The organism is Streptococcus parasanguinis, assembly GCF_032163505.1.
Lineage (GTDB): Bacteria > Bacillota > Bacilli > Lactobacillales > Streptococcaceae > Streptococcus > Streptococcus parasanguinis_V.
This window is the reverse complement of record NZ_CP134147.1, coordinates 1726625-1741190: the sequence shown is the minus strand read 5'-3', so window position 1 is coordinate 1741190 and position 14566 is coordinate 1726625. Positions and strand designations below refer to the sequence as shown.

General features: G+C 45.1%; 12 protein-coding genes and 1 riboswitch. Of the genes, 9 read left to right on the top strand and 3 right to left on the bottom strand.

Features of this window, described 5'->3' with window-relative positions; genetic code table 11:
• Nucleotides 1-147: 147 nt before the first annotated feature.
• Together RIN70_RS08650 and RIN70_RS08645 are read left to right on the top strand one after the other, a co-directional pair.
• Nucleotides 148-1566, top strand: a complete 1419-nt coding sequence (locus RIN70_RS08650) for a C69 family dipeptidase (RefSeq protein WP_070590035.1) — start codon at nt 148-150, stop codon at nt 1564-1566.
• Nucleotides 1567-1695: 129 nt separating this feature from the next.
• Nucleotides 1696-1790: riboswitch (glycine riboswitch) on the top strand.
• A 102-nt stretch (nt 1791-1892) separates the two neighbouring features.
• Nucleotides 1893-3224, top strand: a complete 1332-nt coding sequence (locus tag RIN70_RS08645; RefSeq protein WP_313790528.1) for an alanine/glycine:cation symporter family protein — start codon at nt 1893-1895, stop codon at nt 3222-3224.
• Nucleotides 3225-3277: 53 nt separating this feature from the next.
• Here RIN70_RS08645 and sstT read toward each other — a convergent pair whose 3' ends face one another.
• A complete protein-coding gene (sstT, locus tag RIN70_RS08640) occupies nt 3278-4492 on the bottom strand; it encodes a serine/threonine transporter SstT (protein ID WP_313790780.1) in 1215 nt (404 codons plus the stop codon).
• Nucleotides 4493-4632: 140 nt separating this feature from the next.
• Between sstT and RIN70_RS08635 the strand changes: the two genes are divergently transcribed.
• On the top strand, nt 4633-5481 hold the full coding sequence (locus RIN70_RS08635) for a mechanosensitive ion channel family protein (protein ID WP_254732779.1): 849 nt from the start codon (nt 4633-4635) through the stop codon (nt 5479-5481).
• Between the two features lie 595 nt (nt 5482-6076).
• Here the strand turns inward: RIN70_RS08635 and RIN70_RS08630 are convergent.
• Complete coding sequence (locus RIN70_RS08630) at nt 6077-6394, bottom strand: hypothetical protein (RefSeq protein WP_003005725.1); 318 nt, start codon at nt 6392-6394, stop codon at nt 6077-6079.
• A 280-nt stretch (nt 6395-6674) separates the two neighbouring features.
• Nucleotides 6675-8021 (bottom strand): NADP-specific glutamate dehydrogenase, encoded by a 1347-nt coding sequence (gene gdhA, locus RIN70_RS08625; RefSeq protein WP_003004977.1) that lies wholly within the window; start codon nt 8019-8021, stop codon nt 6675-6677.
• 299 nt (nt 8022-8320) lie between these two features.
• On the opposite strand from gdhA, the gene RIN70_RS08620 reads away from it, so the two are divergent.
• The 6 genes from RIN70_RS08620 to RIN70_RS08595 all read left to right on the top strand — a co-directional run bounded on the left by RIN70_RS08620 (nt 8321) and on the right by RIN70_RS08595 (nt 14545).
• Entirely contained in the window at nt 8321-9256 is a 936-nt protein-coding gene (locus tag RIN70_RS08620; RefSeq protein ID WP_313790527.1) for a dihydroorotate oxidase, read from the top strand.
• Between the two features lie 278 nt (nt 9257-9534).
• Nucleotides 9535-9891, top strand: coding sequence for a helicase BlpT (locus RIN70_RS08615; protein WP_070595509.1), 357 nt, complete (start codon nt 9535-9537; stop codon nt 9889-9891).
• A 275-nt stretch (nt 9892-10166) separates the two neighbouring features.
• Nucleotides 10167-11102 (top strand): peptide-methionine (R)-S-oxide reductase MsrB, encoded by a 936-nt coding sequence (gene msrB / locus RIN70_RS08610; protein WP_313790526.1) that lies wholly within the window; start codon nt 10167-10169, stop codon nt 11100-11102.
• 34 nt (nt 11103-11136) lie between these two features.
• A complete protein-coding gene (locus tag RIN70_RS08605; RefSeq protein ID WP_083312666.1) occupies nt 11137-11340 on the top strand; it encodes a hypothetical protein in 204 nt (67 codons plus the stop codon).
• Nucleotides 11341-11533: 193 nt separating this feature from the next.
• A complete protein-coding gene (locus RIN70_RS08600; protein ID WP_390897812.1) occupies nt 11534-12877 on the top strand; it encodes a CapA family protein in 1344 nt (447 codons plus the stop codon).
• A 3-nt stretch (nt 12878-12880) separates the two neighbouring features.
• Nucleotides 12881-14545: a MutS-related protein gene (locus RIN70_RS08595; RefSeq protein WP_313790525.1), complete on the top strand. Its 1665-nt coding sequence runs from the start codon at nt 12881-12883 to the stop codon at nt 14543-14545.
• The last annotated feature ends 21 nt before the right edge of the window (nt 14546-14566 follow it).

Sequence of the window (14566 nt, the reverse complement as noted above, 5' to 3'; positions counted from 1 at the left end):
TGTTTATCAGCTAGGGTTTTTAAAATTTTATAAAATGAAAATATTTGAAAGTTGTTGAAAAGGATTCGCTTTTAAATCTGATTTTCAATAGGTCCTCCCTTTTAAAAGTGATATAATAGAGGCAATGAATGATTTGGGAGGATACGCATGCGTATACGTGAAAGTGCAGATTCGTGTACAACGATTCTAGTCGGAAAAAATGCTAGTTATGATGGTTCGACCATTGTAGCACGAACAGAGGATTCTCAAAATGGCGTTTTTACGCCCAAGAAATTGATCGTGGTCAAACCAGAAGATCAACCGCGTCATTACAAGTCTGTTTTATCAACTTTTGAAATCGACTTGCCAGATAATCCAGTTCGCTATACAGCGGTTCCAGATGCGATTCCTAAAGACGGGATCTGGGGAGAAGCTGGGATCAATGTCTATAATGTAGCCATGAGTGAGACAGAGACCATTACGACCAATAGCCGTGTGTTAGGGGCAGATCCTCTTGTAGAGAGTGGTATCGGTGAGGAAGATATGCTGACCTTGGTCTTGCCTTATGTCAAGACAGCCCGCGAAGGGGTCTTGCGTCTCGGAAAGATCTTGGAAGAGTATGGAACTTATGAGTCTAACGGGATTGCGATTTCAGATGTGAATGAAATCTGGTGGTTGGAGACCATCGGAGGTCACCACTGGATGGCGCGCCGTGTCCCTGATGATGCCTATGTGACCAACCCCAACCAACTGGGAAGCGATTATTTTGAATTTGGAAATCCAGATGAGTTTCTTTGTGACCCGGATCTTGAACGTTTTGTCACAGAGCACCATTTGATTCTGGATCAAGAAGGGAAAGGTTTTAATCCACGCTATGCCTTTGGTAGCCAAAAAGACAAGGACCGTCACTACAATACACCGCGGGCTTGGGCCATCCAGCGTTTCCTCAATCCTGAAATCAAGCAGGATCCACGGAGCTTTGAGATTCCTTGGTGTCAAAAACCTTATCGCAAGGTAACGATTGAAGATGTCAAATATGTCTTGAGCAACCATTACCAAGACACCATCTACGATCCTTATGGTCCTGAAGGAGATCACGTGAGTCAACGGACCTTTCGGACGATCGGGATTAACCGGACCAGCCAGACAGCGATTCTGCAATTGCGTCCCAATAAACCACAAGAAACGACAGGCATCCAATGGATTTCTTATGGCTCCATGCCTTACAATACAGCCGTTCCTTTCTTTACCCAAGTGGATACAACGCCAGACTACTTTGCCAATACGACGGCTAAGGTAACAACGGATTCCTTCTACTGGGCCAACCGGATTATTGCAGGACTAGCAGATCCTCACTATGCTCACCATGTTGGTGATTTGGACGATTACCAAGAGACGACAATGGCCTGGGGACATGCGCGCATCAATAAAGTCGATCGTGCACTTGCAGCAGGTGACACTGTTGATTTTGAGGCGGAAAACCAAGCTATGAGTGATCAAATCCAGGAAGCAACAGATCAACTCTTGGACAAGATTTTGCTCGATGCTAGCAACCTCATGACCAATCACTTCTCCTTGAGTGATTAAAAAGCGTACATTTTCAGGTAGTTTACAAGATATTTTCAGAAATGATTGACAAACTTTTGAAAATCGATTAAAATAGAGAAAATTACATACGACCGAATGAAGTTTGCAGGAGCGTGAGTGACTGTGAATGGACGGAACTCTGGAGAGACCAGAAATGGCACCGAAGGGGCAAGGTAGAGGATGCATCTACTCAAACTCTCAGGTAAAAGGACAGAGCGAAAGATAGGGGAAGTCCCCTATTTTAAGCAGGACCAGAGTACATGTTTGACATGTGCTCTTTCTTTTTCTCTTTTCTGTCGAGCGGTCGATGAAAAAGGAGACAGAAAATGGATCATGTATTGCAGTTTTTTCAACAACTCGATAATCTAGTGTGGGGCGCCCCGCTGTTGGTGCTCTTGGTAGGAACAGGGATCTACCTGACCCTTCGCTTGGGTTTACTTCAGATCCGCTACCTTCCAAAAGCTTTTCGCCTGATCTTTACAGAAGATGAGGGACACGGGGATATCTCGAGCTTCGGAGCCCTTGCGACAGCCCTAGCGGCTACTGTAGGGACGGGGAATATTGTAGGGGTGGCTACAGCGATTCAGACAGGTGGCCCAGGGGCCCTCTTTTGGATGTGGATGGCAGCCTTCTTTGGAATGGCGACCAAGTATGCAGAAGGGCTCTTAGCCATTCGTTATCGGACCAAGGATGACAATGGTCATATCTCGGGTGGTCCGATGTACTACATTCTTCACGGGATGGGAGAGAAGTGGCGACCACTGGCTATTTTCTTTGCGGTTGCAGGAGTGCTGGTAGCCCTCTTTGGGATCGGAACCATGACCCAGGTTAATTCCATTACGGGATTCCTTCAAGCCAGTTTTGGAACAGCTCCAGAAGTGGCTAGTGTAGTAATTGCTCTGGTGGTTTCAACCATCATCTTTGGAGGGATTCACTGGATTTCCAAAGTCTCTGAAAAAGTGGTTCCTTTTATGGCGGCTGCCTATATCTTTGCGACCATCACGATTATTGCCTTGCATCTGGACCAATTGCTTCCAGCCTTAAAAGCAGTCTTTTCGGGTGCTTTTACAGGGACTGCAGCCATGGGAGGTTTTGCAGGAGCAACGGTTAAAATGGCTATCCAAAAAGGGGTAGCGCGTGGAGTTTTCTCCAATGAATCTGGTCTCGGATCTGCACCCATTGCAGCAGCGGCGGCGAAGACCAATGAGCCCGTCGAGCAAGGGTTGATCTCCATGACGGGAACCTTTATTGATACCATTATCATCTGTAGTTTGACAGGACTTTCGCTCTTGGTTTCAGGTGAGTGGATGGCTAGGGGCAGCACTAGCACCCTGACTCAGGATACGTTTACAGGCGTCTTTGGCCCAGTCGGAGGCATCATTCTAACGCTATGCTTGGTGCTTTTTGCGACCACGACTATTCTTGGATGGTCTTATTACGGAGAGCGGTGTTTCGAATTCCTTTTTGGTGTCAAACATATAAACCTCTATCGGACCTTCTTTGTCTTTATGGTTGGACTGGGAGGCTTCCTTAAGCTGGACCTGGTCTGGGTGATCGCGGATATTGTGAATGGGCTGATGGCTTTGCCCAACCTGATCGCCCTCTTAGTCCTTTCCCCTGTCATCATCAAAGAAAGCAAACAATACTTTAAGAAATAAGAAAACCCAGATCGCGAGGTCTGGGTTTTCTTGTCTATGTGAGATAGGATCATTTAATAGCGTTTTTCTTTTGGCCAGTTGCTCATTTCGGCGATGGCAGTGAAGAGCACATCTGTCGAAGAGTTGAGGGCTGTTTCGCAAGAGTCTTGGATGACCCCGATGATAAAGCCGACGCTGACGACTTGCATGGCCAAATCATTGGTGATACCAAAGAGGCTACAAGCAACAGGGATGAGAAGGAGAGAACCTCCTGCAACTCCAGATGCTCCACAAGCAGAGATAGCCGCTACGACACTCAGGATGAGCGCCGTTCCAAAGTCAACCTGAATGTGCAAGGTATTGGCAGCAGCGAGCGTCAAAATATTGATCGTCACGGCTGCACCTGCCATGTTTACAGTTGAACCAAGTGGAATGGAGACAGAATAGGTGTCTGGATTCAGCCCCAACTCTTCACAGAGACGCATATTGACAGGGATATTGGCTGCAGAACTTCTGGTGAAGAAGGCTGTTACCCCACTGACACGGAGGCATTTAAAAACAAGGGGATAAGGGTTCTTGCGGATCATGAAAAAGACGATCAATGGATTGATGACCAGGGCTACAAATGCCATGGTACCAACCAAAACAAGTAAGAGAATCCCGTAGTTACTAAGGGCACTGAGTCCTTGGCCAGCGATGGTCGTGAAGACCAAGCCTAAGATTCCAAATGGAGCTAGGTTGATAATCCACTCAACGATTTTTGAAGTGATGTCTGCTAGAGTTTGGAGGAGGTCTTTACTATGTTCACTCGCCTCTCTCATGGCAATCCCAAAGACGGTTGCCCAAGAAAGGATTCCAATGTAGTTGGCTTGCTGCAAGGCGTTGACCGGGTTGTCGACGATCTTGAGCAAGAGGTTACTAATCACTTCGCCAATCCCGTTTGGAGAGGATCCTTCAGCGGCCTTTCCAGTCAGGGTAATGGTGATGGGGAAGATGTAATTGACCAAAACAGCGACGAAGGCGGCTGCAAAGGTTCCTAGGAGATAGAGGACGATGACCTTTTTCATATTGGTCTCTGTCCCTTTTTGGTGTTGGGAGAGAGCATTTGCGACGAGCGCAAAGACCAGAAGGGGTGCGATGGCACGGAGCCCTCCAACGAAGAACTCTCCCAGGAGTCCAATCCCAGTTGCTTTCGGAAATACAAGTGCTAGAACGACACCAAGTACAATCCCGATTGCGATCCTTTTCATAAGGTTGGTTTTATTCCAAGTGGTAATCAGTCGATGAATCGTGTAAGGCCTCCTTAAAAAATAATTAAGGAATATTATACGATAGTTAGGGGGGGAAAGCAATGAAATTTTTTAAAAATAGCCTTATTTCCGAATATTTGATATAATCATACTATTCTTTGTTAGAAAGGCCCGAATAAATGAGTCAAGCTTTCCAACGTTATTTCAGTAAAATAGACTGGACAAAGATTTTTGATGACCTAATTTCAAAATGCATCTCCCTGATTTTTGTCTTTCTCTTATTTTTTATCGCTAAAAAGGTCATCCATAGCCTGGTCAAGCGGATATTAACCCCTTCTTTTAAGTATACGGTGCAGGATGAAGCCCGTAAAAAAACCATTCTCCGTTTAGTAGAGAGTCTCTTGAACTACTGCTTGTATTTTATCTTGATCTACTGGATCTTGTCGATCCTGGGTCTTCCAGTCTCTAGTCTATTGGCTGGTGCTGGGATTGCTGGGGTGGCGATCGGTATGGGAGCCCAGGGCTTCCTTTCCGATTTGGTCAATGGTTTCTTTATCCTTTTAGAACGCCAGCTGGATGTGGGGGACAATGTCCGACTTACCAATGGTTCTATTAATATTGCCGGCATCGTTAGCAGTGTGGGAATTCGGACAACTCAAGTACGTGATTTTGACGGGACTCTCCACTTTGTCCCAAACCGCAATATCACTGTCGTCAGCAACCTCTCGCGTGGAGATATGCGCGTGCTGGTGGATATTCCACTAGATGCGAATACTGATCTTGACAAGATCTACCAGGTCATCGCTCAGGTCAACCAGTCTCAACAAGACAAACACCCAGAAGTGTTGACAGGTCCTACGATTTTAGGCCCACAGATCGAAAAAAATGGTCGTTATTCCTTCCGCATCGCGATGACTGCGCAAAATGGAACCCAGACGACTGTCTATCATACCTACTATAAACTCTACCATGATGCCTTGATGGAAGCAGGGATTAACCTACCGACAGGAAAGAACGGGATCATGTAATAAGAAAAGCTCAGAAATTAGAATGTAGATAAGATCCTCTTAGAAACTTTCCTTAGGTGAGAACGGACATCAGCGAACTTCGAAGAAGTTCCATGACTAAATCAAGATACAAAGGGCGTCTGCGGATAAAGTCAAAATAGGAAGTTTGACGCAGAATCTTTCGATTCTAGGAGGACTTATCTTTTTGACACAATCCGCAGCCCGTGTTCAATTCGTTTTGAACCCCTTCGCTTTTTAATTTTTAGGCTCAGGCTAAAACAGTTCCCCGAACTGTTTTACTCTCAAAACTCCCGAGTGCCTGAAACGTTATTGTTTCAGGCACTTTTCTCACAGCGGAAAGTTTAAGTAGACGATTGAATCATTCTATCGAATAAATTAATTTATGAACCAATTTTTTATATTTTTTAACAGAAAAAAGAGGCTGGGACAAAAGTCCTAGCCTCTTTTTTGTATTGTCGAGCAAGACGCAGTGGTTGAGTGGGCTCTACTGCGCGGATTTCATCAGCTTTTACAGCCCTACTCAACTGTGCGGAGGTGGGACGACGAAATCGAATTCTAACGAATTACCGATTTCTGTCCCACTCTCTTTTTTGGTCTATTTTAAGTGGCAGTATTTGAAATCCAGCTTTTTAATTTGGTCCCAATTTTTTCGAGCCTCTGGTGGCAAGACGATGAGTTGCTGGCGCAACATAGTCGTGATTTCGAGATTTAAGGATTCGATGGGGAGGGCAATGGCTACGGAACTTTTTGCCCTTTGGATCTTGTCCATGCAATATTCAATATGATGACAAGCTGCACCGGTCTGTGATTGACGGCTAGCTGCGATTTCTTGTCGCATATTGTAGAGTAATTGGACCAATTCAGACTTAAGGAATTCGATCGTATCTGATTTTTCTTGAGCTAAAAGAAACATAAGCACACCTCCTTTTGCTATAGTTTAATACTAATTTATTAAAAATGCAAGAGGGTAAAGTAAAAAAAATAAAATTTTTTTAGAAAAAGATACAGAAAAAGAGAGGGCTCACTTCTCCCCACTAGAGACGGTCGAGTCCCTTATCTAAAAAATGGCTTTCCTCACTTGGGACGGGGTGTCTTTACAGAGGTCTGTAACTACAAAAAAAACTCCTGAAACAGACTAGTTTCAGGAGTTGAGAGGCTTTGACCCGAAGGTCTCAAAGAAAAATATCGATTGATTATACAAGACCTTGTGCAATCATCGCGTTTGCGACATTTTCAAAGGCAGCGATGTTGGCACCTGCAAGGTAATCTTTACCAAGTCCGTAAGTTTCTGCAGTTGTTTTAGCAGTGTTGAAGATGTTGGTCATGATGTCTTTCAAACGTCCGTCCACTTCTTCGCGTGTCCATGAAAGACGTTGGCTGTTTTGGCTCATTTCAAGAGCAGATACAGCAACTCCACCAGCATTGGCTGCTTTAGCAGGTCCGTAAAGGATACCATTTTCTTTGTATACGTTGATGGCATCGATGTTACTTGGCATGTTTGCTCCTTCAGAGACAACTTTCACACCTTGAGCGACCAAACGTTTTGCAGCATCGCCATCAATTTCGTTTTGAGTTGCACATGGAAGAGCGATGTCATAGTTACCAGCATAAGTCCATACAGAACCTTCGTAGTAAGTAGCAGTTGGTTTTTCAGCAGCGTATTCAGTCAAACGTGCACGACGTTTTTCTTTGACGTCTGTAAGAAGGTCGAAGTCAATACCGTTTTCGTCGATCACGTAACCGTTTGAGTCAGATACAGAGATAACAGTTGCACCAAGTTCAGTTGCTTTTTGAAGAGCGTATTGAGCAACGTTACCAGAACCTGAGATCACGACTTTCTTACCAGCAAAGCTGTCGCCGTTGGCTTTGAGCATTTCTTCCGTGTAGTAAACCAAACCATAACCAGTTGCTTCTGGACGGATCAAGCTACCACCGAAACCAAGAGGTTTACCAGTCAAGACACCAGCATCAAATTGGCGAAGGCGTTTGTATTGACCGTAAAGGTATCCGATTTCACGTCCACCAACCCCGATATCACCAGCTGGGACATCAAGAGAAGGACCGATGTGTTTTTGCAATTCAGTCATGAAGCTTTGGCAGAAACGCATCACTTCAGCGTCTGTTTTTCCTTTAGGATCGAAGTCAGATCCACCTTTACCACCGCCGATAGGAAGACCAGTCAAGACGTTTTTGAAGATTTGTTCGAATCCGAGGAATTTCAAGATCCCTTGGTTAACAGTTGGGTGGAAACGAAGTCCGCCTTTGTAAGGACCTACAGCAGAGTTGAATTGAACACGGTAACCACGGTTTACTTGGATATTTCCTTCACGGTCAACCCAAGGAACACGGAAAGAAATTACGCGTTCAGGTTCTGTAATACGAGCCAAGATGTTTTCTTCAATGTATTCAGGATGTTTTTCAAAAACAGGTTCCAAAGTGCTGAGGAACTCTTCAACAGCTTGAAGGAATTCAGCTTCGTGGCCGTTACGAGCTTTTACAGTTTCGAAAGTGCTTTGGATATATTCTTTAGCAGTTGTCATGTTAATTCTCCTTTGTGAATGAAACGAAAACCAGCAAACCCGCTAGGGGAGTGGCTTTGAGACAGTTGACAAACAATGTCATGTTTTATTACATGGATCATTATAGCAGACTTTTTTTGGCTTGTAAAGAAAAAAGTTGAATTTTCTGAAAATTTTATCGTGACTAGGAAAGTCCGAATGTTTGGAAGAATTTTTAGCTTTGATTGTCCGGAAGCTTCCAAGTGATGGTATAATGAAAGAAGAAAATAGAGAGCATCCCGAACGATTCTGTTGGTGGTGTTTCAAAAAAGGAGTACAAGATGGTATCGACAAAAACGCAAATTGCTGGTTTTGAATTTGACAACTGCTTGATGAATGCGGCAGGTGTAGCCTGTATGACCACTGAGGAATTGGAAGAAGTGAAGAACTCAGCTGCGGGAACCTTTGTGACCAAGACAGCGACCTTAGAATTCCGTGCTGGTAATCCAGAACCACGCTACCAAGATGTGCCGCTTGGTTCGATCAATTCGATGGGGCTGCCTAACCAAGGGTTGGACTATTATTTGAATTACTTATTGGAGTTGCAAGAAACGGATCCTGACCGGACCTTCTTCTTATCTCTCGTCGGCATGTCTCCTGAAGAAACTCATACCATCTTGAAAAAGGTGCAAGACAGTGACTTTAAAGGCTTGACAGAGTTGAACCTATCTTGTCCCAATGTCCCTGGAAAACCTCAGATTGCCTATGATTTTGATACGACAGATCGGATCTTGTCCGAGGTCTTTGACTATTTCACCAAACCTCTAGGGATCAAGTTGCCACCTTATTTTGATATCGTTCATTTTGATCAAGCAGCAGCGATCTTTAACAAATACCCGCTCAAGTTTGTCAACTGCGTCAACTCGATCGGAAATGGCCTCTACATCGAGGATGAATCCGTGGTGATTCGTCCTAAGAACGGCTTTGGTGGGATTGGTGGAGAATACATCAAACCAACGGCTCTCGCCAATGTCCATGCCTTTTACCAACGTCTGAATCCAGAAATTCAGATTGTGGGGACAGGAGGTGTCTTGACCGGTCGCGATGCCTTTGAACATATCCTTTGTGGGGCTAGTATGGTGCAAATCGGCACGACGCTTCATAAAGAAGGAGTAGGAGCATTTGAACGCATCACTGCGGAGCTCAAAGCCATCATGGAAGAAAAAGGATACCAAAGCCTGGAAGACTTCCGTGGGAAATTGCACTACATTGACTAATCTTTCGAAAAGAACTTCCTCAAGTGGAAACTTGGGGAAGTTTTTTATGAGAGTGGGACAGAAATCGGTAATTCGTTAGAATTCGATTTCGTCGTCCCACCTCCGCACAGTTGAGTAGGGCTGTAAAAGCTGATGAAATCAGCGTAGTAGAGCCCACTCAACCACTGCGTCTTGCTCGACAATCCAAAAATAATTGAGAGGCTAGGACTTTTGACCCAACCTCATTCTGTTCCTAGTTTTAGGAATTTTCCATTTTTATAGAGAGAAAAAGGTGTACAATGGAGGTGAAAAGGAAGGTGATTTCTATGGAAGAAAGGGATGTGATTCAAGAGGCAAGAACGACGATCACCCTTCTTCAAACAGCCTTTTCTAAGGGATTCACCCCTAGTTCAGATACCCTTCGATTTCGAGAAAATCTAGATCAGATGTTGAAAGGTTTACGAAAGGCTAGGCGGGTAGACAATCGTCTGTTGATTAAGTTGGAAAAGTTTTATCAGACCGCCAGTCTATTGATTGGTCTGGGCGGGCTAGCATTGAACGAAGAGGCCTTTCAAGCTTGGCGAGCTTATGATCACTGGCATTACGAGGTTGTGAAACCTCAGTTACAGGTCTACGGACCGACGGTGGTGTTGTAGTTGATACTAGCCTGGTGCTTGTCCACAGATATTCAGAGGAGGTGTTGGTCATGGTAGTCCTTCATGATTTTCTACATCAGTTAACCCTATCGTTTTGGAATTTTTATTACTCGCTCTTTTTCTTATTTGAAAAATAAGAAGGATTGAATCCCTTTTACATATAGTAGAAGGGATTTTTGATGCAGAATCCTTGAAAATCTGAGGCTCTTGGATTATGATGGAGCTAATAGATGTCAAGCGCTCCCTGTGGGGAGTGCAGGAAGCGAGGAAAAAAGATGGCAGAGATTTATTTAGCAGGTGGCTGTTTTTGGGGCTTAGAGGAATATTTTTCACGGATCCCTGGTGTAGAACAGACGACGGTGGGCTATGCCAATGGCCAGGTAGAAACGACCAACTACCAACTGATCAAGGAAACGGATCACGCAGAGACTGTACAAGTCATCTACGATCCAGATAAAATCACCCTACGAGCGATTCTGCTCTACTATTTCCGGGTGATCGATCCCTTGTCCGTTAACAAGCAGGGAAATGATCGAGGCCGCCAATATCGGACCGGTGTCTATTATACAGACGAAGCAGACCGTGAAGTGATTGCCCAAGTGTTTTCGGAAGAAGAGAAGCAACTGGGCCACAAAATCGCGGTTGAGTTGGAATCCTTGCGCCACTATATCTTGGCTGAGGACTACCACCAAGACTACCTCAAGAAGAATCCTGGAGGCTATTGCCATATCGATGTGACAGATGCAGCCCAACCCTTGATTGATCCGTCAGCCTATCAGAAGCCAGATCAAGAAACCCTAAAAGCGAAACTGACAGCAGAGCAGTACCAAGTCACCCAAGAAAGCGCGACGGAACGTCCGTTCCACAATGCCTATGATCAGACCTTTGAAGAGGGGATCTATGTGGATATTACGACGGGGGAGCCACTCTTTTTTGCCAAGGATAAGTTTGCGTCTGGCTGTGGATGGCCAAGTTTCTCCCGTCCCATTGCCAAAGATGTCGTCCACTATTACCAGGATCATAGCCACGGGATGGAGCGGATCGAAGTTCGTTCCCGTTCAGGCAATGCCCATCTCGGACATGTCTTCACCGATGGACCAAAAGATCAAGGAGGGCTTCGCTATTGTATCAATTCGGCCTCTCTGCGCTTTATTCCAAAAGAGGAAATGGAGCGAGAAGGTTATGGATATTTGTTAAAGGCTTTGAAATAAGAGGGTCTTTCTAGTTGATCGAAAAACGGAGTTTATGATGAAAAAAAGAAATTTGTGGCGAATGATTTTTACGCTTTCAGCTATGGTAACTCTGATTGGATTAGGATTTACTGCCTATAATCATTTTGTATTCCATCAACCTTTTATGAATCGGACGACAAAAGGGTTGCTTTCGGCCTTTTTCCTAAGTCTTGTCATGGTTGCAATCAGCTTGTCCAAATCAAATGATAAGAAGTGATGATCGATCAATTACATGAATCCATCAACTGTGCAGGAGCAGGACGATGAAGCGTTTCTAAACAATGGCGCTTCTGTCCTGCTCTCTTTTTTCTCTTCTTAAAAATTGTGATACAATGAAGAGAAAGTATTTCAATGACAGCTCAATTTGTTGGCGGATCATTGGAGAAACTAGGTACGAAGAAGAGGTAGGAATGTTAGAGAAGTGGGAGAGTGTGAAAGGAACCATCAAAACGATGGGAAAAGAACTATCGGCGGCCTTTGACTGGGCTTTTGATCGTCTTTTTTCAAGGATTCAGCTGACCAATGAACAGTTTGTCTATGTGCTCTTGTCAGTCGTTTTTATCGTGGCCAATGCTATCTTGTGGGTGCAAAAGTTCCAAGGCTTTCCGATCACCGCAACCGAACGGCCAGAGGTTGTGTACAAGGCCAAGACACCGGCTGATCAGATTCCTCATACAGCTCGGATCATGGCCAATGGAGATCAGCTCTATCATGATCTGGTCTATATGAGCGCGCAAAAAGAAGATGGGACTTATGATTTTCATGAAAATTATGAGTATGTCAAACCCTGGCTACAAAAGGCGGATCTAGCCTTGGGTGATTTTGAGGGAACCATTAACCCCAATTATTATTTGTCAGGATATCCTCTTTTTAATGCGCCGAGCGAAGTCGTACCAGCCATCAAGGATGCTGGTTATGATGTCATGGATTTGGGACACAACCACATCCTGGATTCAGGTCTAGAAGGGGTCTATTCGACAGCCAAGGCCTTTGAAGATGCAGGCATCACCCCTGTCGGTGTTTACACGCATGAAAAGAGAGGCCAGGCCCCCTTAGTGATCAAGGAAGTGAATGGCATCAAGATTGCTATTCTAGCCTACGCTTACGGCTTTAATGGAATGGAAACGACCCTTACTCCAGAAGAGCAGGCGAATGTTTTGTCTGACCTAGACGAAGAACGGATGAAGGCAGAGATCCAAAAGGCGGAGCAAGAGGCTGATATCACCATTGTTATGCCCCAGATGGGAGTTGAGTACCAGTTAGAGCCGACAGAAGAGCAAAAAGAGCTATATCATAAAATGATTTCTTGGGGCGCTGATATCGTTTTTGGCGGGCATCCCCATGTTGTGGAGCCTGCTGAAGTGGTCAATAAAGATGGTCAAAACAAGCTCATTATCTACTCAATGGGGAATTTTCTCTCCAATCAACGTCTGGAAACTATGGAAGGTATAGAGACTGCCCAATGGACAGAGCGTGGAGTTTTGATGGATGTGACCATCGAAAAGGTTGGTCGCAAGACACGGATTAAGACGGCTACTGCTCATCCAACCTGGGTCAGTCGGACTCCAAAGGGAACCTATTCTCCTGAAGGTTATGAGTTGTACAACTACCAAACCTATATTTTGGAAGATTTTATCAAGGGTGGCAAATACCGCGATAAGCTAGATGAGGAGACCAAGGAGAGAGTGGACACGGCTTATCGAGAAATGAAGGAACATGTTCACTTGGACTGGCCTCAGAGTGGAAAGGAATAGAGCATGGAAGGAAATGTGAACTGGATCCCGCTTGGGATCCTAGGATTGATAGTGGTGATTTGGGCAACCAAATTTCTTACAGCCATCCGCCTCAAGCAAAAGCTGAAGAAGGCTTGGGATGGGGCGCCTTTCTTTCGCAAGAAAGACACAGAAGAAAGTTTGATAGATAGTCTGGCTTATCCAGCTAAGGGAAGGACGATCGATAGCCAAGTGGATGATCAGACCTGGCATGATTTGGCTTTGGATGCGGTCTTTGATCAGCTCAACTATACCCAATCGAGCCTTGGAGCAGAGGCTCTCTATCAAAAAATGCGCCTGCTGGAATTCCAGCCTCAGGACCAGCTTCATGACTTAGAAGCCTTCTTTGAAGAGCATCCTGATTTGCGCCTCAAGGTCCAGATCATTTTCAACCAACTGGGCAAGAAGAACCACAACATGGCGCGTAGCATTGTCGCAAATCCCGGCAAGCATTATGCAGGGTTGCCCCTCTATCTAGCCTTGGCCTGCCTTCCTATAGTCTGTCTCTTTGCCATCCCCTTTGAGCCAGTCGGGGCCATTACCCTCTTGGTGATCAGTGTGGTCTTTAATATTGTCTTTTCGAGTTTGCGCAATTGGTCCAATAAAATCCGTCTGGACAATGTTAGCTATCTGGTTCGCATCTTTGCTTCGGCAGAACGTTTGAGCCGTCTAGCCTTGCCACAACAAGAAGAACTCAAGCAAGCGGTCAAACCTTTTAAGAAAACGCGGATCCTTGCCAGTGTCTTGCAGAGTCCAACGGGGACTTCGGAAATGGAAATTATTCTCCTCTACCTCAATGTCCTCTTTTTACTCCCGCAGATCGCTCAGGTTTATATTTACAATCAGGTGAAAGCTCATCAAAAAGAGGCCCAGAAGCTTCTGGATCTCCTTGGAGAGATGGAAGTCGCCATTAGTCTCTTGCGCCATAAGCGGGATCTAGAAGTGGTCTGCCAGCCAGTCTTTACAGAGACGGGTGGCATTGAGGGCGAGACGCTCTATCATCCTTTGCTGTCCAATCCGATTGCGAATGATGTGCATTTTCAGAAAAATATGGTCATCAGTGGGGACAATGCCTCCGGGAAATCGACCTACCTGAAAACTGTCGCCATCAATGCCATTCTGGCTCAAGGGTTAGGCTTTGCCTATGGAGAAAAATTAGCCCTTCCCTATGGTCATGTGCTAACGGCTATGGATGTGAGCGATGACATTGAAGTTGGAGATAGTTACTTCATCACCGAAAGTAAAGCTATTTTACGTATGATTCAGCATCTGAAAAAGCCTGGTTTTCACTATTTCTTTATTGACGAGCTCTTTAAGGGGACCAATACCATCGAGCGGATCGGATCAGGCCTTGGGATTGTCCGCTGGTTAGCTGCCCAAAACTGTCTCTACATGATTTCCAGCCATGATATTGAGCTGGTCGCAGCCTCCGGTGAAGTCAATGATAATTACCATTTTGACAGTCGCTATGTGGATGGCAAGATCGTCTTTGACTACCAGATCAAGCCAGGGTCAGCCGTGACCAAGAATGCGGTCAATACGCTAGAAAGCCTGCATTATCCAGAGGAGATTACGCAAACAGCCAAGGACTTGATTGACCAGTATGAAGAGACGGGCCACTGGTCTTTGAAAGAAATTGAAAAAGAATGAAAATGAACGAAGGAGTTTGTA